Source organism: Dyadobacter koreensis, from assembly GCF_900108855.1.
Taxonomy (GTDB): Bacteria; Bacteroidota; Bacteroidia; order Cytophagales; family Spirosomataceae; genus Dyadobacter; species Dyadobacter koreensis.
The window spans coordinates 114682-138243 of sequence record NZ_FNXY01000007.1 but is presented as its reverse complement, the minus strand read 5'-3'; the positions used below and the strand labels follow the sequence as shown (position 1 = coordinate 138243).

At 42.4% G+C, this 23562-nt stretch carries 17 protein-coding genes; 3 read left to right on the top strand and 14 right to left on the bottom strand.

Annotated features, from left to right (window positions below):
- Nucleotides 1–84 precede the first annotated feature (84 nt).
- The gene (locus BMY70_RS21950; RefSeq protein ID WP_090338449.1) at nt 85–2763 is read right to left on the bottom strand and encodes a cation-translocating P-type ATPase; all 2679 of its coding nucleotides are present in this window, start codon (nt 2761–2763) and stop codon (nt 85–87) included.
- 210 nt (nt 2764–2973) lie between these two features.
- Between BMY70_RS21950 and BMY70_RS21945 the strand changes: the two genes are divergently transcribed.
- Nucleotides 2974–3987, top strand: coding sequence for an AI-2E family transporter (locus BMY70_RS21945; RefSeq protein WP_090338448.1), 1014 nt, complete (start codon nt 2974–2976; stop codon nt 3985–3987).
- A gap of 15 nt (nt 3988–4002) precedes the next feature.
- Here the strand turns inward: BMY70_RS21945 and BMY70_RS21940 are convergent, their stop codons facing one another.
- The 13 genes from BMY70_RS21940 to BMY70_RS21875 form a co-directional block, all read right to left on the bottom strand.
- Nucleotides 4003–5709 (bottom strand): alpha-amylase family glycosyl hydrolase, encoded by a 1707-nt coding sequence (locus BMY70_RS21940; protein ID WP_090338447.1) that lies wholly within the window; start codon nt 5707–5709, stop codon nt 4003–4005.
- 261 nt (nt 5710–5970) lie between these two features.
- The gene (locus tag BMY70_RS21935) at nt 5971–6240 is read right to left on the bottom strand and encodes a hypothetical protein (protein WP_090338446.1); all 270 of its coding nucleotides are present in this window, start codon (nt 6238–6240) and stop codon (nt 5971–5973) included.
- A 13-nt stretch (nt 6241–6253) separates the two neighbouring features.
- The gene (locus BMY70_RS21930; RefSeq protein ID WP_090338445.1) at nt 6254–6709 is read right to left on the bottom strand and encodes a hypothetical protein; all 456 of its coding nucleotides are present in this window, start codon (nt 6707–6709) and stop codon (nt 6254–6256) included.
- A gap of 271 nt (nt 6710–6980) precedes the next feature.
- A complete protein-coding gene (locus BMY70_RS21925) occupies nt 6981–8303 on the bottom strand; it encodes a sensor histidine kinase (protein WP_090338444.1) in 1323 nt (440 codons plus the stop codon).
- Nucleotides 8300–8983, bottom strand: coding sequence for a response regulator transcription factor (locus BMY70_RS21920; protein WP_090338443.1), 684 nt, complete (start codon nt 8981–8983; stop codon nt 8300–8302). The genes BMY70_RS21925 and BMY70_RS21920 overlap by 4 nt, the downstream gene beginning before the upstream one ends.
- A 32-nt stretch (nt 8984–9015) precedes the next feature.
- Nucleotides 9016–9690, bottom strand: a complete 675-nt coding sequence (locus BMY70_RS21915; protein WP_218148666.1) for a hypothetical protein — start codon at nt 9688–9690, stop codon at nt 9016–9018.
- A 17-nt stretch (nt 9691–9707) separates the two neighbouring features.
- Nucleotides 9708–10916: an MFS transporter gene (locus BMY70_RS21910; protein ID WP_090338441.1), complete on the bottom strand. Its 1209-nt coding sequence runs from the start codon at nt 10914–10916 to the stop codon at nt 9708–9710.
- Nucleotides 10913–11287 carry a DMT family protein gene (locus BMY70_RS21905; RefSeq protein ID WP_090338440.1) on the bottom strand — a complete coding sequence of 125 codons (375 nt, stop codon included), beginning with the start codon at nt 11285–11287 and terminating at the stop codon, nt 10913–10915. The genes BMY70_RS21910 and BMY70_RS21905 overlap by 4 nt, the downstream gene beginning before the upstream one ends.
- A 49-nt stretch (nt 11288–11336) precedes the next feature.
- Nucleotides 11337–12059: a hypothetical protein gene (locus BMY70_RS21900; RefSeq protein WP_090338439.1), complete on the bottom strand. Its 723-nt coding sequence runs from the start codon at nt 12057–12059 to the stop codon at nt 11337–11339.
- A gap of 783 nt (nt 12060–12842) precedes the next feature.
- Nucleotides 12843–14345 carry a glycoside hydrolase family 32 protein gene (locus BMY70_RS21890; protein ID WP_090338437.1) on the bottom strand — a complete coding sequence of 501 codons (1503 nt, stop codon included), beginning with the start codon at nt 14343–14345 and terminating at the stop codon, nt 12843–12845.
- Nucleotides 14346–14423: 78 nt separating this feature from the next.
- A complete protein-coding gene (locus tag BMY70_RS21885; protein ID WP_090338436.1) occupies nt 14424–16133 on the bottom strand; it encodes a RagB/SusD family nutrient uptake outer membrane protein in 1710 nt (569 codons plus the stop codon).
- Nucleotides 16134–16146: 13 nt separating this feature from the next.
- Nucleotides 16147–19305 (bottom strand): SusC/RagA family TonB-linked outer membrane protein, encoded by a 3159-nt coding sequence (locus BMY70_RS21880; RefSeq protein WP_090338435.1) that lies wholly within the window; start codon nt 19303–19305, stop codon nt 16147–16149.
- Between the two features lie 658 nt (nt 19306–19963).
- On the bottom strand, nt 19964–20404 hold the full coding sequence (locus tag BMY70_RS21875) for a nuclear transport factor 2 family protein (protein WP_090338434.1): 441 nt from the start codon (nt 20402–20404) through the stop codon (nt 19964–19966).
- Nucleotides 20405–21102: 698 nt separating this feature from the next.
- Here BMY70_RS21875 and BMY70_RS21870 point away from each other — a divergent pair.
- A complete protein-coding gene (locus tag BMY70_RS21870; protein ID WP_229209724.1) occupies nt 21103–21498 on the top strand; it encodes a winged helix-turn-helix transcriptional regulator in 396 nt (131 codons plus the stop codon).
- Nucleotides 21499–22009: 511 nt separating this feature from the next.
- Nucleotides 22010–23071, top strand: a complete 1062-nt coding sequence (locus BMY70_RS21865; RefSeq protein ID WP_090338433.1) for an NAD(P)-dependent alcohol dehydrogenase — start codon at nt 22010–22012, stop codon at nt 23069–23071.
- Nucleotides 23072–23562 lie beyond the last annotated feature (491 nt).

The window sequence follows — 23562 nt, the reverse complement described above, 5'->3', positions numbered from 1 at the left end:
ATCAATAAGTACGTACCATAAAGTTGAGGCTATTCGGGCACAAGATGTTACAGATGCTCTGCTACAAGTTGCATCATTCACTGATTATAAAATACCTTTATTACTTTGTGGGAATAATAATCGTACAGTCTGAATTATTAAAACAGGAGCAATTCCAGCAATTAAAATCAATTTTAATGACTCCCTATCAAGCGTTACAAGCGAAAGTATTTGTCGTAAGAATGGGAAGTAGTAGGTTGCTGCCATTATCATTAAACACAATATCAGCGCCATCCAGATGAATTTGTTTCTTGTGATTTCGTTGTTAAAAAGATGCAGTCTGCCTGAGTACATATTGAATACATGAAGCAGCTGTGCAAGTGACAGTGCATAAAAAGTTATGGTGTTTCCTTGCTGTGGGATCATTCCTAACTGACTGATCGCATACCAATAGATACCTAAAACAGAAGCTGTCATTACTAAGGCATAAAATACAATCCGTAGCCAATCCACCCGTTCTAAAATCGGGCTTCTCGGATCTCTTGGGTCCATTTTCATCGGATTCTCATTATCCTTTCCAACACCCAGAGCAAGTGCAGGAAAAACATCGGTTATGATGTTGATGAAAAGAATTTGCAAGGGTAGGAGCGGGCTGCCAACATTTAGAAAGGTAGCAAAAGTAACGACGAAAATTTCGCTCATATTACAGGATAGCAGAAAGACAATAAACTTCCTGATATTTTCAAAAATAACCCGTCCCTGCTCAATGGCATGAACGATGGATGCAAATGAATCATCCTTCAAAACCATATCGGCGGCTTCTGCGGCAACAGCTGTTCCGCGAAGTCCCATGGCAATACCGATATCTGATTTTTTTAATGCTGGCGCATCATTCACTCCATCACCGGTCATGCCGACAATATCGCCTTGCTTTTGATAGAAATCAATCATATCCAGTTTCTGAGCAGGATTTACACGGGCAAATACATGGCATTCCATCATTTTTTTCTGATCAGCGGCAGAAGTAAAGTCAAAAGATTCGAGATCTTTACCGGTAAGGACCAGCTGCTCATAAGAACCGACCAGGTTAACCTGCTTAGCAATTTTCAGCGAAGTTGCTGGGTGGTCCCCTGTAACCATAATGACTTTTATCCCAGCCTTGTGACAGGCGATTAATGACTTAATCACTTCCTTGCGCGGCGGATCCAAAAATCCTATAAGCCCGGCGTAAGTCAGTTTTTGCTCTTGTGTAAAGTTATCATCCGGTTTCTCATCTGTTTGCCGGTAAGCAAAAGCAAGTGTACGGAGCCCGTCCGCCGCCATCAGCTCAGAAATTTCAAGCTCTTTATTTCGGTCTTCCTGGTTTTGCCAATTGCAAAGTGCAGACACTTCTTCCACAGCACCTTTGACCCCGATGAAATAGCCTGAACCAACCTTGTCGAGTGTAGCCATCATACGGGTGTCAGAACTGAATGCCTGTTCCGCTTGTCGCTTGTGATCGCGGTGTAACTGGTGCAGGTCTAGACCAGCCGCCCGTGCATACAAAAGCAGCGCAACTTCGACGGGATCGCCCAATTCTTTACGATCTGATTTCTTCGAGTCCAGCTGTGCATTATTCACCAGAGCACCTATTTTGGAGAGTATTTTAAATTCTGGCTGATGGATCAGCTCCGGATCTCCATTGGTTACTTCAAGCATCGAAGAGCCTACTTCCTTGTTTAAATCAATGTGAACGGTAAGATCTTCGCCAGCAGCGCGCAATGCCTGTACCTCAATTTTATTCTGGGTTAGCGTTCCAGTTTTGTCAGTGAAAATAACGTTGGTTCCTCCCAGTGTTTCAACAGCTGACAGCCGTTTTACGATTACTTTCTTTTTAGCCAGGCGAAGCATTCCATAGGCCAGGGCGACAGTTGCAACCACAGACATTCCTTCCGGAATGGCAGCAATAGCCAGCGCGACTGCTGTTTCTATCAACTGTTTGATTTCTTGGCCCCTAACAATTCCTACAATTAAAAATAATGAGGCCATGCCAAGTGTAACCCAGATCAATACTTTTCCCAAAGCATCCAATTTGGCTTCCAGGGGTGTTGCAGTTCGCTTGGCTTCGCTAACCATGGTAGCAATCTTACCGAATTCGGTGGCCTGGCCGATACTGGTGACAACAGCCTTTGCATTTCCGTTGGTTATGGCAGTTCCCTTGAATAGGCGGTCATGCCGGTCGCCGAGAGGCGCATCTTCTGGAGATTTATCCGTGGTTTTTTGAGATGGAATAGATTCTCCGGTAAGTGCCGACTCATCAATAGTCAGCTGATTAACTTCTATAATGACCGCATCGGCAGGAATCAAATCTCCCGCTTCCAAAATCAGGATATCGCCTATAGTGAGATGATCGGAAGGTATCTCTTTGATTTTTCCGTCTCGCAGTACCCTTGCTGGTGTAGTGTCCAGTTTGCGCAACGCCTCCATGGATTGCCTGGCATTGTATTCAAGCATAAAACCAGTAACCGCATTGATCAGGATGACAGCAATTATAGCAAAGCCTTCAAGGTCGTCGCCCAGAAAAAAGGAAACGATTGCGGCGGCAGTCAGGATCCAAACGATGACACTGTTGACCTGCCGTAGAAGAATTGACCAGATACTTTCAGGTTTTACCTGTTCTAACTCATTTAGACCAAATTGCTCTAGGCGCTGGGCCGCTTGCTGGCTGGTGAGGCCGGTTTTCAAATCTGTTGTATCAAGCTTTCCAGGCTTTTCAGACGTAATTTGGTGGGATTTTTCTGACATGATGCTATTTAAGATTTCGGAGATTTTGAACTGACTGCAATGTTTCAGGTTGTCCGTGTGATCAATGAATTCTATCTGCTAAGTGATCTTCGTAAATATTATGTGAAAATATAAATGTTTGTATTTCATTATTTTAAGTTGGTGTTCGGCTTATTGTGACGTTCTTTGACCGAAAGGCAGTTACTGCTTTGAGCACTCAACATCTATTCAATGCCAACGTTCAACAACCAGATCAGACAAATTGGATTACTTATAATCCTCACAGGTTTGGCACTATTACTTTTATTCGAACTGAATGGTTTTCTTCCCGGCTTTTTAGGAGCGCTTACTTTATATATCCTAAGCCGGGAGTGGTATTTTTTCTTAACCATCCGGAAGCATTGGAATAAAACCGGAACTGCACTGTTATTCTTGCTTGCTTTTCTTATTGGTATTGGTTTGCCAGCATCCTTTGCAATTCATCTGATTTCGTCCAAGGTTAATGTACTTATACATAATTCAGATCAGGTAGTTGTGGTTTTTAAATCCGCTTCTGCTCAAATCAAGCAATGGACCGGTTTTGACATTTTGACTGACCAGAGCCTGAGCGAAATCCAAAAAATAGTCACCAATTTTATTCCTTCTTTCCTTAATAGTTCTGCATCTGTTGCGGGCAATCTGATCATGATCCTCTTTCTTTTCTTTTTCATGCTTACTAACGGAACTGAGATGGAGAGAAAGATTTCGGGTATTATCCCTTTAAAAGAGCAAAACGTTGATGTATTGGCAGCTGAAACAAAAAATATGGTTCGTGCCAATGCCTTGGGAATTCCATTGATTTCTATTGTTCAGGGAGTTATTGCCATTCTCGGGTACTGGATTTTCGGTGTAAAGGATTATTTATTATGGGGCTTTATTACAGCTATTTTTGCATTTTTTCCTATTGTTGGTACCGCCTTAATATGGATTCCATTAATCATCTACTTATATGCTTCTGGTGAAAGTGCTCATGCTATTGGACTGGCTATTTACAGTATCGTTGTAACCGGTAATGTTGATTATCTGGCACGGGTAACCCTGCTTCAGAAAATTGGTAACGTTCATCCTGTCATCGCCGTACTTGGATTAATTGTCGGACTCAAACTGTTCGGTTTCTGGGGCTTTATTTTTGGTCCTCTTATGATTAGTTATTTTCTTTTATTGGTCAGGATTTATGCAAGTGAGTTTGGTTCGTTGAACAAGTAATGTTTAATAGAAGAATTACGGTTCACTATTACTCAAAATGACAAATTGTGCAGGTTCGAGTTTCAGTTTGATAAAATGCCGGTTTCCTTCTTCGTTGCGTAACACACTTATGTGGCCTGATTGGCCATATACAAATTTGAACTTGCTTCCTTCCGGGTTCAGCAGCGGATCTACCAATACGTATTCTTCGTCCTGATCAGTGAGAGAGCTGTTGTAGGCAACTATAATTTCCTGATCATATAGAACCCTTGAAAACGCAAGAAGGCATTTTTTAAATGAAGGAAGATGAAAATTCCTGCCATCATCTGAAAGCTCACGCATATACATCCGTCCAAATTTTAATACCGGGCTTCTTTTTCGAAATGCCGCGATAAAGGCAATTTCTTTATAAGTATGTGAAGCTTTATTTAATGCGTTTAAAGAAGCATCTTCCAGGCTGAACATCGCCTCTCTGATACTGGAATCATTTTCGCCTGATCCATCAAAACCCTGTTCTGTGCCATAATAAATACATGGAGTGCCCAAGGAACAAAGCAAAAAGCCAATTCCGGCAATGACCTGGTTTTCAGTGGCGCCGTTTCCAAAACGTTTTTTATAAACTTGTCCAACCTGATCGTGGTTGTCTATAAAGGTTACCAGAAATTCACCAAATTCGCCACGATTCATCGCATTTTTTCGCAGGGATTCATATCTTGCAATCAGCTTGTCCGGTGTGGCTATGCCGCGAATTACATCCGCAAGGATATGATATAGAGGAAAATCGAGAACTGAATTAAGTCCAAAATAGATAGCTTTATCTTCCACAACCACAGAAGTCTTTGGGCCAATATATTTGTTATACATTTCTTCCGGCCCTACAAGCTCTCCGAATAAAAAGAAATTGCTTTTCCCGAGTGTGTAGGCGTATTCTCTTACATGGGAACAAAATTGGCTGACATGATCTTCACTCATATGTTTTACCGCATCGATGCGAAAGCCGTCAATGTCCACTTCTTTTATCCAGTAACAATGAATTTTGGTAAGCATTTGCTGCAAATACAGAGCCTCGGGCGAGTTATCATTTTTAAAACTTTTTAAGGTCGAAAAATCCCCATCTTTTGTTTCCGGGTAAGTATCAAAGTTTCTTATCTGGCCTTTTCTTGAATAAATTTCCGGATTTCGCAGCTCAATGGGTAAAGGTCTGTTTTGATATCGCCAGGATCCAAACGGGAATACGGCTCCCTGGTTATAGTAATAATTTTCATCATTAGGGTAAGACCAGTTATCGCCGCTATGATGCAATACAATATCCATAAATACTCTGATATCCAATGCGTGGGCAGCATCCACAAGATCTGCCAGGTCTTGTTTTGTCCCAAAACGCGGATCGACATCTAAAAAATTCTGGATTGCGTAGCCGTGGTAAGATGAAGGATTATTTTCAAATACAGGACTAAGCCAAAGAGCGGTGCAACCCAGTTCATTGATGTAATCAAGATGCCTCGTGATCCCTTTTAACGTGCCGCCGCATATCTTTTGTAATTGATCGGACGTTCCAAAGCCGCTTCTTCTTATATCATCTGTAACCGGTTTTCTTGTGAGGTCATCGTGGAAGCGGTCGACCAGCAAAAAGTAGATAAATTCTTCCCGCCATTCTCTGCCTGAATTTTTCCAATAAGTTTTACCCGGGTTAGGAGTTAGGCTAATTTCCGTAGCAGAGCTGATAGCGTTTTGTTGGATCATAGTCTATTTTCAAAAGATTTTAAACATTATCAGAATTCTCTTCATGTAACATGTTCGATGAAATTTGTTTGGGCAGCCTGATACAATGTTTTGGAAAGTGCAAAGGTGGCTCGCTTTGTTATTACAGTCGTTACATGAAAACCTGTGTTTCTTGCATAAAACACAGGTTTAAAAATTTATCTAATTTTTCTGATGCTCCAGGTTACAATGAAATTTCCGGGATTTTAAAACGGTGAAGTGGGCCTGTAATAATCGTTGCGACTACAGGTCAGCTACCGCGATACCTATTTCTGTCTTGTTCAGGCCACTATATTTTAATTGAAGCATGCGCTGTTGATTTGGATCCAGTGATTTAAGTTTCCAGTATTTTGGATGCGCTTGCCCTATTGGTGCATGAAAAAACTCATCAAGAGGTTCTTTCACGGAAACGTCAAGGCCTGATGGGGTTAATACTTCCATTGTTTTGGTTGGAGCTCTTGTTACACTTACAATTCTCCCGTTTCGAAACAGAAATCTCTTTTCTATATTCATATGGATCAATGGTTTAGTTAGAAAATGGATAACCCGGTATTGCTGCCAGTTTTATTTCATCGTCTGCAATTTTGGATTTTAACGACTCTATATCTTTATTCAGGTTTTCGAGATCATCATAAGCTTTTCTTGCTTTTTTTGCATCATGCTGAGCGTGTCTGGCTGAGTTATTTGCTCTGCTCGCTTTTTTCTTATCTTGGGCATCCTCAGTTAATCTGTCGGCGGCAGTCCCATTTTTATCTGCTGAAATTTGAGCCTGTTCAGCTGTTTTATCGACTAGCCGGGTTTTAACCGCTAGCTGATTTTCAAGTTTGGTCAGTTTAATTTTCTGCTCATTAAGATCTTTACCTATTTTAAGCGCATGTTTTTGCTCATTCAAGGTGCTGATTGAGTCTTTTGATACGACCTGTGCAGATAACTGTACTGAAAGTAATAAGCCAAGTGCGACAATCATCCATTTGTTTTTCATAATCCTGTTTCAGTTGCTTTTAGGCTTTGCACTTCAAAATGAAGTTCAACTCAGCCCGGGTACATAACAAATTTCGGCATAAATGAACCCCGGTATAATGACTGGTATCATGATTTTAAATGACCTGATGCATCAAAGTGGAACTAAGCGGGGAAGTTTGTATAGGTTAACGCGATGTCGAGCAACGATTGGTCATGATAAGGGAAGCCAGCTAAATAAACCAGTTTACTAATTCGTTCAGATAGCTTTTCTAAGACTGCGGATAATAGTATTACCTTTTAAAATTAAGTATTGCGGTAAATTCGGGATACTCATAGACGATTTGAAATTTTACCCCGATACTTTCTGCCAGATGACTTACAATCCAGAGACCCAGCCCGAAACCATCGCCTTGTAAATCCTGTTTTGTAAAATCATCGGTAATTAATTCCGGATTGATAATTTTTGAACCGGATAGATTCCTGATTTCTAAAGCCACATTATCTGAATTATCCAGTATCCAGATATCTATTGCCGAGTGTCGCTGGCCATGTTTTATGGCATTGCCAACTAAGTTTATAAGTATTGTAACCAGATGCGAGGGGTCGTTTTGAATTTCAAAAAAACCGCTCTCCGGAGTTATCCGGACCTTGAATGTTTGGTTTTTCAACTCAGCCGTGGAGCTAAGGCGATTTAAAATTTCAAAGGTGAGTTCAGGAAGATTGACTGATGTTTTGGTTAAACCTAACGCGCCGGATTTAATTTGGCTCATCATTAAAAAATCATTGACAAGTTTATTAAGGCGCTGGACTTCTACGATCTGATTTTCGACAATCAATTTAATTTCAGGTGAAAGCCCTTTTTTTTCAAGAACCTGCAGTTCAGTCAGCATCACGCTGAGCGGTGTTCTGAGTTCGTGTGAGGCCGAAGCAAAAAAAGCATTCTGGTTCCGGGCTTGAGTCTTTATTCTGCTCAGCATTTGATTTAACGAGTCAGTCAATTTATGAAGCTCATCTCGGACAGAAGGCGTTTCAAGCAGATTTATTTGATTTTGAAGACTGATATCATTTGCTTTTTTGACGATCTCTTCGATCGGACGAAGCAGGAATCCTGAAAGAAAATATCCAGCAATCAATGCCGCCAGAAATGAAAGCGGGAAGTAGAGAAATAGGATAAGCTTTACCTGATTGATATCGCTGGTAAGCTCCTGAGCAGGAAGTAAATATAAGATACGGATGAAGCCACCTGTTTCGAGCGCACGACTCATGTATTTATACCGCCACAGCTCAGGATCTGTCTCATCTTTTTTCTTTTCAAAGAATTCAGGCACATTGTCAAAGAGTGTGTCCTGTTGAGCGTTGGCTTGATAGATAAGTCTGAAAAACTCGCCGGCAGCAGGTAGCGGAACAGTTAAAGGATTGATTTCAGTTTCCTGAAGTATAAGGCTTGCCTGGGTTTGCAACCGTTTTGCAAAACTTTTTTCGAACTGGCCTTTTACGAAAGAATAAAGAAGTACCCCGGTTGCCAAAAGAAAGCAAAGAAATAGCAGGCCAAAGATCAGGCCGAACCTAAACCTTAGACTTGTATAGAAAGGGTAGGGAGCGGCCGTTTTCACAAAGAAGATTTTGTACCTGATAATTTGTAGCCTACACCGATAACAGTTTCAATCAGTGGTTTATCAAAATCTTTATCGACCTTCTTCCGAAGCTGATACATAAAAACTTCCACGACATTACTTTCCGGGTCAAAACTCATATTCCAGACATTTTCGAGAATCTGATTTTTACTTACAACCCTGTTTGTATTTCGGATCAAATATTCAAGCAGAGCAAACTCCTTCGCTGTCAGCAGAATTTGTTGGTTTCCACGCACCACCTGACGAGTCATCAGATCAATAACCAGATCCTCTACACGTATTCTGGTGGTTTCTGCCGTAAAAATTTTCCGTTGCAGTATCCTGATACGGGCAAGCAATTCTTCCCATTCAAATGGTTTTTTGATATAATCAACCGCGCCCAGATCCAGTCCTTCCACGACTTGGGAAGTCCCGCTCAATGCACTGACAATAATTACGGGACTCAGGATCTTAAAGGCGCGAAGGTTTTTTAAAACCTCGATGCCGTTCATGCCCGGCAACATAAGATCCAGAAGGATCAGGTCAAAAGTTTCAGACGCCGCCTTGCGTAACGCTTCAGAACCATTATCTGAATGCTGAACGATATACCCTGCCTGATGAAGGCCCTGCTGTATAAATCCGGCCAGTTTATTCTCATCTTCAACGACTAATATTTTCATCTTGGCTGACTGCGTTGGGCAAATAATTGTTGTTAACGAATTTTATAAGTAATACTGTCAATTTGAATTGTGCCAGGCTTAACGGCAGCGCGGCCCGAAGCTGTAACAAAGCCTTCGGCTGTATCACGCATATAGCCTTTCACCAGAATCATTTTTGCTTTTCTCATTAACGGAAATAATTCACGTGCCATGTGTGCTGGAAAAAGTACTGTTCGGCCTGAAAGAAACAGAACGCTCTGTTCTTCTTTTTCGTAGCCGAATTTGTAGGGAGGGTTTCCTGTGAGTTCTACTTCAATTCCTTTTCTGGGAACCGGCGCAGGCAGCTTTGTCAGGTCAATCTGATGTTGAGACTGCCTGGTGCTTAAATATTTTAACTCATAAACGCTTTCAGGATCATGAGGGGCATGCGGTTTTTTTTCGACAATCGCCTCAATGGTACTGTTAAGCTGTGCTGCGCCAGTGACTTGCCGAGCGGTATGCGGCGGAAAATGAAGCCAAATTTTTTCCTTGGCTGTAAGAAGAAGTATTTTATCAATATCTCCATCATGGTTACTCCCGTATTGCAGTACCTGTCCATTAAGTTCGTACGTTTCCCGGGGACCGTTATCAATAGGATTTGCGACGAAAGAATGGGTTCGTTTCTGCTTTGACTGGTATAAAAGTGCTCCTGCTGCCAGGATGATCAGCAACAGAAGTAATGCCTTCAATTTCGAAAATTTTCTTTTCACCTTGCGTCCGGCTCGTAGGTTTCCTTCATAAAAATCAGACAGATGATAAAGGCCAAAGCTGCCACGGCACTAAGAAACAAAAAAGCGTACCGGAAGGAAAATAAATTGGCAATATAACCACCTGCAAGATTACTGAGCGAAGCGCCAAGTCCTACTGCAGTAATCAGGATACCATTCGCTAAATTAAAATGACCTGAACCCTTTGTGAGATCGGCGATGATCAATATGCTTACCACTCCGAAAATACCGGCCGAAAAGCCATCCAGAATCTGAACAGAGGTTATAAAGTATGGATTAGGACTTAGCGTGTAAAGCAGGCCGCGAATCGGTAATGCGGCAAAGCAAAGCAGCATCAGCGATTTTCTTCCCCGGGTAGATTTTGCGCTGCACCAGGCTGCCGTAGGAACCATGATCAGCTGTGCGATTACAATGCAGGCTGACATGTAAACAGAGGCATTTACCTTGTTTTCGGAGACGATGTACTGACCAGCCAGAGGCAGCATTGCCGCATTGGCAAAATGATAAAGCACGCAGCACGCCGTAAAAATCAGAAACAGCGGATTTGAAATAATTCCTGTCCAGGAGCTGGTGATATCTTTTTTGTCTTGTGAAAGACTGCCGCGGGAAAGTTGATAATCGATCTGGTCATTGTCGATAAAACGGAGAAAAAATACACTTGCCAGCGATAATAGTAATGTAAATATGAAGATTCCCTTCAATCCAATGTAGTATCCAATCAAACCCGAAAGAACGGCCGATGTGACGTTTCCTCCATGATTGAACATTTCATTCCGTCCGGTGCGCTTTTCGAGCCTTTTATATCCAACTAGTCCCAGGGTCATCGCGGCGATCGACGGCGCTATGAAAGTAGCCGCTATACCGACGACCACCTGGCTGATAATAACCACTGTCAAACTGGGCTGAATCAAAATAATCAGCGTGCCGAAACCGATTAGAAGACTGGCAATCGCAACGATGATTTTTTTATTTTTTAGTCGGTCTACAAAAGCGCCTGCCGGCGTTTGCACCATAACACCAGCGAAAGTTGCGATCGATGTGGCCAGACCAATATCCTTCAAATTCCAGTGCTGAGAAGAAAGCAGGTAAATGCCTAGGAAAGGTCCGATACCATCGCGGACGTCGGCCAGGGTAAAGTTTATGAAATCCAGTCCTCTCAGCGACCGGGCTTTTAATCCGCTGTTCATGCCTTAAAAATGAAATATACCGCCCCAATCAGCAAGATGAAGCCGATAAGGTGGTTAATAGTAAATTGCGTATTCTTAAAAACAGTCACAGAAAAAATCATAAACACAATAAGCGTGATAACCTCCTGAATAATTTTTAACTGGACAAGTGAAAAGGGACCGCCCATTTCGGAGGAGCCTATCCGGTTGGCCGGGACCTGGAAACAATACTCAAAAAAGGCAAGTCCCCAGCTGAGCAGGATAATCATCCATAAAGGGGTGGACGCATGACCGCCTTCCTTGTTGAAAAATTTAAGATGGCCATACCATGCAAGGGTCATGAAGGCGTTAGAAAGAATCAAAAGTCCGATTGTCGAAATATATTTGCTCATAAAAGTTTGGAGAAAGATCAGGCAGCACCGCCACCTGATCTGTTAAAAATTATCTTACCAGATACTGTTGCCCATTTACCGTGATTGTGCTGCATCGTACCACCTTATAATCTTCAAGCATTACCTCACCCTGTTGCTTTTCTCTAACACTGCCCGAAAAGGAAATCAATGTTCCTTTCGCAGCCGAATTGCCAAGCTGCGTGGCCACATGCGGAGGCAGGCGAAGAATTGTTTTGTTGTCAACAAAAAGGCCATTGATTCGCCCCTCACGATCCGTTTGCACTGAAGTGACTTTTCCTGTTCCGGTAACAACACTTTGTTGAGAAGGCTCGGGAAGGCTGGCAGGCGGCGTTTCGGTAAGCGTTTTGCCTGATGCTGTCATAGAAACCAGCCGCATTTCTTTTGGCCCGGGACCAGCATTTTCATAAACACCAGAAACGGTAACCTGTCCATTTTGTTTCGCGATCGCTGATACCTGTGTTCCCATGTGAGAAGGAAATTTCACAAGCACAGAATCAGCTGAACTCAGTATATAGAAGCCGTCTATGACAAAGTCATCATTGCCTTGCAGTTTTACAAATTTTCCCTGCAAGGTGTTTACTGCTAAAAGTCCATGTGTGTTGGAACCGTGAGCACCCAAAGGCGGACGTGGTCCCGGGCCTGCCGGACCTGCCAGGGGCGGACCGGCGACGGGTCCTTGTATTTGGGCAAATGCATTAAAGCTGCACGTCAGGGCTGAAATTGCGAGAACAGCCATTGCTAATTTTTTCATGAGTCGATTTTTTAAAAAGTGATTTTATTTATTTCGAATCGAAGGTAGTACTGATGTCTAAAGCTGATATGAGCGGGAAATTAATTTTTCCTTATCTGGCGTCATTAAAGCATATGGTAACTTTTAATAGTCGGAGGGGATCGGTCTTTTCTGTGGTCAGAAATTTTAATGCTTTTACGAATTAATCATATCGAAAACAGCATTTAAAAAGGGCAGTGCTAGGATAGCGAGAATAAGGATAATAAGCCCGGGGAGCGAATAAGAACTTCTGTTACAACCTTGTATCTTATAGCAACATTTGTAGAAATCAGCAATTGTTTACCTTCCGAAGCGGCTATACAAAAAAGGATGAATGAGCAGGTTATCAGTGATCTATCAAGGAGTGTAAATGCACGGACGCTTCTGGGAGCGCTGTTGTAAATCTGCTCAGGAGGCTAGGGATATACACAAAGTTACGGAGCGGTTTGGGAAATATAGGCAACAGCACGGGGCTGGCTTTAATTCACGAAAAAGTTTGCAGCTGCGAGAACAACGAAGTGTTGAAATAGATAACTGCGTTGGAGATAAGCTGACATGGTTTAAATCGTTATCATTTAACGGATTTTCAAATGATAACTTTCAGGTTTGTCATGGTTTTATGATCCATAACCCGGGCTTATTAAAACTTTAAAAACAGAAGTCGGTGGACTAAAAAAATGGCAGGAAAGTAATTAACCTACTTTCCTGCCATTTTTATTCCTGCCATTAATTTGCAATTTAAAAGATTAAGGCCTCAGGAAACTATCACTTCATTGAAGGTGTCAAAACAGTATATTTTATCGACTGAATTGTTAAGCCGGAAACAGATTTTATAGCAAGTTTTGACATTGGGGTTTCAGGAAAGAAAATGTCAGTCATCGCCGTCAATCCGTTGTCCGCAAAAAGCTCAACCGAGGCTACATCTGCAACCAGGGTTAACGAAATCTTCGTTCCGGGGGCAAACCGTGATGCAAGATGTTTTTCTCCGAACCCTTTCTCAAAATCTGTTTTACCTGATTTAGAACGATCAACATAGTACTGATTTGCAGCTTTATCGTATCCTACGATGAGCTCGTTACCAGCTTCATTAGCCAGTACGATGGAAATGTCTGCCGTACTTTCAGTCGTTAAGTCTAATCGGAATAATCCTGACTTGTTGTTCGCTTTGTCCGTTAGGTCCAATTCATTTTTGATCTTAACATTTTTTACTGAAAAACCTGTTGAACTTAATCCATCAAGCTCTTTAACCGGAACTGAGGTCAAATAAATTTCCTTCCCAACTGTTTTTAGACCTAGCTCTCGGGCAATCGTATTTGCACTACGCCACGGATCAGTCGGAACCTGATTAGCATATTGCCAATTGCTCATCCAGCCCATCAGAATGTTTCGGTCACCGGTATTGGCGAAGGTAACGGCCGCATAATTGTCCGTTCCATAGTCCAGCCATTTAGTTTCTTTGGAATTAGAAGTAAACGTTTTTCCGTCAAAATCTCCTAAAAAATACTGACCTGCCGAGCCCTTATTAGGGCCACCAGGATTGATATTCACAATGAGGACCCAGATTTCTTTTCCTTCGTGTTTGATAGGAAACAGATCCGGACATTCCCACACGCCGCCATGTCCGCCTTCGTTTGCGCCGAAGTCACTTTCACGAGTCCATGATTTAAGGTCAGGTGAGGAATAAAATGTGATGCGGTCTTTGGTCGCCAGTGTCATGATCCATTTTTTCTGGGCTTCAAACCATCTTACCTTGGGATCCCTGAAATCGCTTATGCCCGGATTTTGAACCACCGGATTTCCCTTATATTTCGTCCAGGTTTTGCCCTCGTCCAGGCTGTATGCAATACTTTGTGTTTCATGCTTACCTGTTTTTAGCTTTTCCTGTATCGGATCATGATGGGTAAAAATGGCTACCATTGCATCTTTTCCAAACCCTGCGGTGTTATTTTTATCCACAACCGCACTTCCGGAAAAAATATAACCTAGGCTGTCCGGGTACAAAGCGATGGGCTGCTCTTTCCATGAGATCATATCCTTACTTGTTGCATGTCCCCAGTGCATCGGCCCCCATATCTTGTCGTTGGGGTAATACTGATAGAAAAGATGGTAAATGCCATTGTGATACACCATACCATTCGGGTCATTCATCCAGTTGGCTTTTGGTGTAAAGTGAAACTGCGGACGATATTTTTCCTTGAATTCCTGTGCCATGATCGAAGATCCTGCAAGAACAGAAATCAGCAAAAAGCAAATAATTGTTTTTTTCATGAATGAATTGGTTTGAATTGGCTGTCGGCTGTCAGCAATTAACAGCCGATGACTGAACGCTGACAGCCGATAGCCGTATTAAAATCCTGGATTTTGTTGGTAAAGACCTTTTGTGAAGCTGATTTCTCGCTGCGGGATCGGAAGGTATTCATCTCTCCCTGCGGTAAATTTCGCTGTCGCCAAGAACTGTCTTCTTGTTTTTTCCTTGTCAATGTAGGCATTAAGCGTCTTTTCGGCTATTCCCCAGCGGACAAGATCAAAGAACCGTGGACTTTCAGTTGCAAATTCCAAGCGTCTTTCCCACTGCAGCGCTTTTCTTGCGTAATCCTGTGTCCAGCCAGACGCATACTCTTTGATGTTGTATCTGGAAGCAAAGGTTCCGTCTGTCTTTTTCAACCGTCCGGTGCTTGCTGCCGCCCGTCTTCTGATCTGGTTGATCAGCGGAAGTGCCAAAGCCTGTTGCCCCAGTTCAATGTAAGCTTCTGCCTGCATCAAAATTACATCGTCGTATCGAATAATATCAATATTTTTTGAAGAACCAATGAAAGGACCTTCTTTATGATATGAAGCGCTTGTTGACAGCTGCTGTTCCTTCATAGTGTGGAAAAAGCCATAAACGCCCGGGTCACGGATCCAACTGTTGCTGAAAGGTTTGGTCGCATCATATTTGTAGGGATGGCCATCAATTCCAATGGTATGATCAACCCGCGGATCTACGGTTTCAGAACTGAAATCAACATTTTTGTCATTGAACGAATCAAATAAAGGCAAGCCATTTGCATCCGTTCTGTAAGCATTTGCAAGATTCTGACTTGGCTGATGAAAACCGCAGCAACCGTATTGAGGTGCACCGTGGGGATAATTTAACCCTGTTACATAACTTAATCTGCCGGCAGCCGTTCCGTCGTTGATTGAATACTGAATGGCGAAAATCGATTCCGGGCCATTTTCTGTTTCAGCGATAAAATTTTCCGCGAAATCAGGCTGCAGGCTATATTGACCAGAAGCGATCACCTGTTGTGTAAGCGTTACTACTTCCTGCAATCTGGTTTTGTTAATATTTATTACCTTGTGCGTATCGTCCTGCTCATAAGCCTGATACAATCTTAGCTTTGCAAGGTAAGCTGCGGCTGATAATTTATTTGCGCGGCCAATCTGGCTTTGTTTCTGCGGGAGATTGTCGATGGCAAACTGGAAATCTTCCCCGATTTTATTCCACAATTCGTCATTTTTATAACGCACATTTGACTCTTTCAGAATATCCTCACTGCTCATTGTTTCCGTGATGTAAGGAATGTTTTTGAACAACATTTTAAGCATAAAATGTGAATGCCCGCGGAGGAAGCGCATCTCAGCCTCACGTGTCTTTTTCAAAGGAAACTCTGCTTCGGTCACAGCATTCAAACTCGTCAGCGCGGCATTGGCTCTTGAAATGGCTTTATAGAAATTCTCCCATGTATACGGATGCATGAAAGTCAGATCGGGTCTCGTCAGATTATAATGCTCATAGAAATCAATTTCTGCAACATCTGATACGCCACCGCCTCCCTTATAGGCGTCGTCCGAACGTACACTGCCGTAAACCCACATGCTTGTCATCGGCCCGATCATTTCGTCATTTCCAATACCTGCATAAGCGGCAGTTACCAAAGATTCCGCAGCGGAGGCTGATTTAACATTTTCTGATGACAATAACCCCTGGGGTTCATAGTCGAGGTAGTCCTTGCAGGACGAAGTGATCAGCAAGCTGCCAGCGAGGGCAAACGTGTATATATATTTATTTTTCATTGTTCGAAAAGAATTAAAATGAAACATTTAGTCCAACAGTAAGCGTACGGGGAATGGGAATGGCATTGATATCAGTGCGCTCCGGATCTGGTCCAAGGAAACCTTTGGATTTGACCAGGAAAAGATTTTCTGCCATGAGATAGATCCGTACACGCTGCAGTTTGATCTTTTCTGCGAAAGCAGTATTAAGCGCATATCCCACCTGAACATTTCGAAGCTTGAAGTAGGAGGTATTCACATTGAAATAGTCCGAAGTCCGTGTCTCGTTATTGGAATCAGACAAAGAAAGTGCAGGGATTTTCGAACCTGTATTGGTTGTTGACCATGCGTCGAATACACCCGGACCTACGTTGTCGCGGCCCCGAATGAAATTGTTGTAAAATGTGTATGAATCAAAACCTTTTCTGCCGGCAATACCGGACCCGAAAACAGACAGGTCAAAGTTTTTGTAAAATACTTCCACTTTCAGATTGTACTCGAAGGCCGGTAGCGTAGTACCGAAGAAAACGCGGTCAAGATCATCAATTCTTCCGTCACCATTGGTGTCTACATACCGGATGCGACCAGGGCCAGCTCCCACCTGCGTCGGTGCTGCATCGACTTCCTGCTGATTCTGGAAGAGACCGTTGGTTTTGTAGCCAAAAAGGTCAAACTGAGAGTGTCCAAGGATCGTGTTCAGTACATTTCCTGCATAGGCAGCTCTGACTTCTTCCGGCAGTTCAGTGATTTTATCTCGGAAGCGGCTGATACCGGTCATGATATTGTAGGTAAAATCGCCTTTCGGTTTGGCATAATATCCCATTGAAAACTCAAAACCACGGTTTGATTTTGCAGCGCCGTTTACCACTTTCAGCTGGCCTTCCCCAACTGCGGAGGCAATCGGAGGTGTGATCAGGATGTCACTGGTTTTGCGGGTAAAATAATCAAATGAACCTTGTATGCTTCCATCGAGGAAGCCGAAATCGACACCTATGTTGGCTTCGTTGGTGCTTTCCCATTTCAAATTAGGATTAGCCCCTTGAATAGAAACGATTCCAGATGGAAGATTTCCTGTATTCGCTCCGTTCAGGTCATAAGCTGTCCCTATGTTATAATATTGATCAAAAAAGCTGTTGTGGCCGTTTGCAAACTGCGATTGTCTTGTGCCATAACGGGTATCATACAAGCCAAAACGAGCCAGATCTCCAATTTCCTGATTTCCAACGCGTCCAACACCCGCGCGTAGTTTCAGGTTACTGATTTTCTTTACGTTTTTGAAAAAACCCTCTCTGTCTATTCTCCATCCCACGGAAGCTGCCGGAAAAATACCGTACGCATTCGCGCTGCCAAACCGGGAGGATCCATCACGACGGATGGTTACTGCGGCCAGATAGCGGTCTGAAAAACCATAATCAACCCGGGCGAATTGTGATAATAACCTGCTTCCTGTTCCGGTGCCGGTAACGTTGGTATTCCCCGTTCCCGCATTAAGAACAAAATAATCCTCCGTTTGTACTGCAAATCCTTCTTTTCTTGAAATCTGGTTGTCGAGTGTATTTTTAATTGCTTCGGTACCGATCAGAAATTTCATGTGGTGATCTCCAAGATCGAGGTTATACCTCGCTGTATTGGTCCAGGTCAGACTTAAATAACGGTTTTCATCAAGTGTCAAACTGTTGCTGGTGCGTCCAAAAGAACCTTCCTCGAAGGCCTGTTCAATATTTTTGAAGCGGTAGTTTGCATTGTCTGCCCCTAAACTTGTTTTGATAAACAAATTTTTTATCGGCTGAATTTCGACAAAGACATTGCCAAAAAGCGTAACTCGGTTCGTATTATCCCACTTGTTGATATCCTGCATATGCAAAGGATTATTTCTGTCAGAGTAACCCGAGCCGATCGCTCCACCCCACGAGCCGTCCTTTGCATATACCGGAATAGTCGGTGCAAGTGTCACAGCCAAACCGGGCGTAAGCGCGCCGCCGATGTCAGTGGAAGCCAGCGTTTCATTGGAAGTTGCCAGCTGCACATTTGCGCCGATTTTTAGTTTCTGGTCAAAGGCGCTGGTTAAAGCATTGATGCGGCCGCTGATCTTTTCATAATCGGTAAAACGTAGCATGCCTGTATTTTTGAAATAACCAAGATTTACCTGCAAAGAAGACGTCTTGTTACCTCCGGATATGGTTAATTCGTTATTCGTAACAATTCCGGTTTTATACATTTCTTTCTGCCAATCCGTATCGCCTGCCGGCATATTCTGGTTACCACCCACAAAAGGCTGAACCGTGACGCTGTTTAACACCGGATTTTTGAAATCCTTGTTCCAGTAGAATGCGTATAGCGCGCCATAACCGTCTTCGGGATTTACACCGTCGTTAACAGATGCCTTCCATAACGCCCTGCCTCGGTCTGCTGCATTAAGCATTTTGAACCGGGCGTATTTTTCTGATTGCGCTGAAATGCTGGTATTGAAATCGATATTAATCTTTCCGTTGGTATTTGCACCATTTTTGGTCGTAACAATAATGACACCGTTCGAAGCCCTTGAACCGTAGATAGAAGAAGCAGAGGCGTCTTTCAGAACTTGTATCGACTCAATTGAATTAGGATTTAATCCCTGAAAAACTTCCGGTCTTTTGGTAGGCACGCCGTCAATGATGTAAAGCGGGTCGGTGTTTCCAAGCGTGTTAGCCCCCCGAATCAGGATTCTCGAATTCGTACCGTTTGGCGAACCTGTTTTTTCAATGTATAAGCCGGGAACACGTCCTTGCAGCGCTTGCATTGGATTTCCTGAACTGATATTTTTTAGCGGCGCCATATCCACAACCGCAATCGCTCCGGTCAGATCCTCCTTTTTGGAAGAAGTATAACCTACCACAACTACTTCGCCCAGATTTTTAGAATCGTATTCCAGGGTGACATCCAGTTTAGAGCTGTTTCCGGCTGGAAGTTCCTGTGCGATCATGCCTACATAAGAAAATACGAGGATTGCGGTCGGTGAAACGGAAATGGAATATTTTCCATCTACATCTGTAATGGCGCCGTTGGTCGTTCCTTTTTCAAGAATGCTCACCCCTGGCAGACTCAGCCCGTCGGAAGCTTTAACTGTACCTGTCAGCGTTCCCTTGCTTTGTGCCCAAGCTAACTGCATACAGGTTAGCAGGGCAATGGTCATCATTAGTAATCTTGTTCTCATGGAAGTATTGATTGGTAGTAAGAAATGATCCCGCTTTTTCTAAGTCATTGGGCTTAGCACGAGATTTTGTCAAAACTACCACCGATATCCACTGGGAATAACTAAATAATATCTCAAAAAAGTTAAACTTTGATACAGTTGTATTTTACGACTATATAATTATGATAATCAGTGAATTAAGCCTTTATTTAAATTTTGAATCTTTATATTTCTTTCAGTATTGATACCGTGTCTTTCAAATTTGATACAAGCGGGATATGAAGAAATCAGTTTAATTGGATGATAAAGGGATTGTTTTTAATATAAACAAGGTGACTTTAAATCCAGTATATTTTTATGGACATCGGGTCATATTTTAAACGGCAGGTCAGCTGTTAAAGATACCCGGATAAGGCTGCTCTATTTCGAAGCGCGTTATGAAGGAAAAGACGACGTTTTTTTCAAAATTTAATGTTGAACGGAACTGCAAATAGGCAATTTTTACCATCGTCATACATAGGCCGGAGAGTTCGAGCTTCTAAAAAATTTATTAAAATTTCACAATACCAGATGGATGTAGCCATGCCAGTATTCTACTCGAAAAACTGCTAGTGCTTTCCTTTCGAGTGAGTTCTGGTATGGCTAAAAATCCTATCTGATTTTTGTGCGGGACGAGCGGTTAGCCTCTTAATACCCGTTCTTCAATTAAAATAAAGTAACCGCTACGCTCTTTTATGAGCCACCTTCCATCCTGACAAACATACTTGTCATCATATCTCACACTGTAATCTGACAAAACACTTTTGCCCTCCGGCTCCCGTATCATTTTTATCTGTGCAAATGAAATGCCGGTTGCCGTATCCTCATCTATCTGGACGATATGCTGGCCATTAAGCGTGAAATAGGTTTTTACAAAAGAAGCGTGGCCGTTAAATACCTTTTCCATTTCCTTCCGGCCCGATACCTTCCCAGCTGAGGTTCCATTGATATAAGACTCATATACCGTGTCTTCGGTGAACAGGTGCACCACATCAGCAATCTTTTTTTCGTCACTTAAAAGTGCGTACGCATCGATCAGATTCCTTAATTCTTCTTTGATTCTTACGTTTTCCTTTGTCATAATTGTTTTTATTCAGAAGTTAAATTGATTGTTTATTGCATTAATCGTTTGTTCGTGCCAATTCTTCATAGCCGGATCCGTTCTGTTCGGCCGTTTTAAAATATTTCAGTCACCAAGCATGCGCTGCCGAATAGCCAGAGCCGTTAACCCTGTACATTTATTTCATTTGATGGTTAAGCAGGTGTGTTTCTTTAGTTTGTACAGTTAAAAAAAGCTTGTTTTGAATTGAACGCGCTCCGCGGAATGTTACTATGATCACCTTACTGATTCCTGAATAGCTAATATTTAATAATCGGTGTTAAGCAATTCCGGGTATTTTGTGCAAAGTGCGTGCAAATCTATACGCCTCACAAGCTCTTTTCCGCCATTACAAAAGCTGCCGGTAGTCTGAACGGGTAGTTCTATACTTTTTCATTGCTTCGATGTATTCTATTAAACAGTCCAGGTTGGAACCAGACCTCTCTACCACATCTCTTTTTGACATAAAATGATAAGAAGCTTTCACCATCTATTGGAAGTTTTAAAATCAATCCGCGAAGAATCTCCCTGGCCCTAATCCGGCCGGCTATTTTCTAATCCTTTCAAATCTGTTTGTCTGGGCATTTTGATATCTGGTTTGTTGCAAGCAAAAGTATAGTATATTTGGTTACATTTTATTACTAGTTACTAATAGGTTAGTAAGTTATTTTATCGTACTGATGATGAAAACAAGCCGAAAAGAAGGAGAAACGGAGAGGGCATTTACGGAAGAGTGTAACTTGGTATTGAACGCAGTAGGTGATGCCATGTACGCTATCGGAGGCAAATGGAAGCTCCGAATTGTTATTTCAATTGCCCGGGGAAATAAGCGATTCAGCGAGCTCCAGCGCCAAATTGCCGGAATATCCGGAAGGGTATTGTCGAGTGAGCTCAAAGAGCTTGAGGCAAATGGCATTGTCGTAAAAAAGGTTTCTGTTGGGTATCCTGTATTGATTGAATACGAACTTACTCCATATAGCCAAACTCTTGAAAAAGTTGTTGAATCCTTGGTCGAATGGGGTAAGCAGCATAAGGAAAAAATCAAAAAGGAGTTTTCCGGAGATAAAGCCGCATAACCAACCTTACTTGATGCTTGAAGGACTGACGCAAATATATTGTCGATTCCTGTTTTTGAAGACTTGAAAGCGAATAACACGATTGAATATGATAAAACCGGCTGATATACGCGGTGGATAAAACTGGCCACATTTCCCGTTATATTCAATTGATGATTTGCCGGGCGCTGATCCGATCCTAAAGGATTCTGACCGGGAATTAATGTTATCTAATTCAAATAACTTATATTGTTTTACAAATAATGTCCAACTTTGCCGTCGGACGGAAGTATTCAGATACTTTAAATTAACTTGGTAGTAATATCAAAAATACAGATCGTGATACTGGAAATACCTGCTTATTTCCTTACGATGGCATCATTATTTAACGTGACATATTGCGTATTGAAATTTGTGCAAACTTCGTGATTGAAGTGAGTAACCCTTGAAGCATGACATTTGTTTACACAGTGATAGCCGCCAACATGGTAACGTACTAAACGCTAAGGATATTTTTTAAAAATTCAATAAAATGACTGAAACAACTAGTGTTAAAGCTTTCGGAACAGAAGCAGCCGAAAAACCATTGAATTCAATGGAGATTAACCGCAGAGTACCTACTGCGCATGACGTGGAGATAGAAATTCTCTTTTGCGGTGTATGTCATTCCGATTTGCATACAGCAAAAAGTGAATGGGGACCGTCAATGTATCCGTGTGTTCCCGGTCACGAAATTGTGGGTAGGGTAGTAAGAGTGGGTGATCATGTGAAAAAATTCAAGACTGATGATCTAGTAGGGGTGGGTTGCATGGTAGACTCATGCCGTGAATGCCAATACTGCAAGGAAGATCTGGAGCAATATTGTGAAAAGGGTATGACCAACACCTATAATTCACCAGATCCTCATTTTGAAGGTTCGCCAACTTTTGGCGGCTATTCTGAGCGCATTGTAGTGAATGAAAATTATATTTTGCGTATACCTGAAAATATGGATCTGGCGGCTGTGGCTCCTTTGCTTTGCGCTGGTATCACCACCTATTCACCGCTTCATCACTGGAATGTGGGACCGGGCCAAAAAGTAGGTGTTGTCGGTATCGGCGGTTTGGGTCATATGGGTATCAAGATCGCTAAGGCAATGGGCGCAGAAGTTGTTGCATTTACCACATCTGAGGCTAAATTTGCCGAAGCCAAACGCCTCGGGGCTGACGAAGTAGTTTTGTCGAAAGATGAAGATCAGATGGCAGCTTACAAAGGAAAGCTGCATTTTATTCTTGATGCGGTTTCTGCGCAACATGATATTAATGCATATCTTAATTTGCTTCGGGTGGATGGTTCTCTCGCCCTTGTTGGCGCGCCGGAACACCCGCTGCCGGTTGCTGCATTCAGTTTGATTGTAGGACGCAAAAGCTTTGCCGGTTCTATGATTGGCGGGATTGCTGAAACGCAGGAAATGCTTGATTTCTGCGGCAAGCACAACATCGTAGCAGATATTGAAATGATTCGTATGGATCAGATCAATGAGGCGTATGAGAGACTTTTGAACGGAGATGTGAAGTATCGTTTTGTAATAGATATGGCCACGTTAAAAGGGTAGTCGAATTGATATGATCGGTTGAACGATATTTCGTCAGCCGGTCGTATCAATCAGAAAACGTTTAGCTTAGGTGGGCCCTTTATATCCGACAATTTATTCTAGAGGCTGCTATTGGGCTGCTTTTTTTATTAATCCAAACAAATCTATTAAATCAGGGTGCGTGTCAAACCCCGAAAAACATTATGGCTAAACCAAAACTACGTTAGCCTGGCTATTACAAGTATGTAAAATTATTGTAAGTCACTAATAGTCAAAGGTTTTAGTGTCAATATATTCAGCGCTTTGTTCTTGCTCGAACAAAGTTGAGCTACCGAGTTTTTTCCAACCGTTTAGCACCTTCCATGCGCCAAAAATACTTCCAGCAAAAAACTGTGTCCTTACTCCAGAACAATAACTTTAAGAAATTCGCGCCAACACTTTCCCTATTTTTGGAATTGATCTAAAAACGACTCAATTTAGGCTTTTCAGTAGCCAGTTGTTGAACCTGCTGG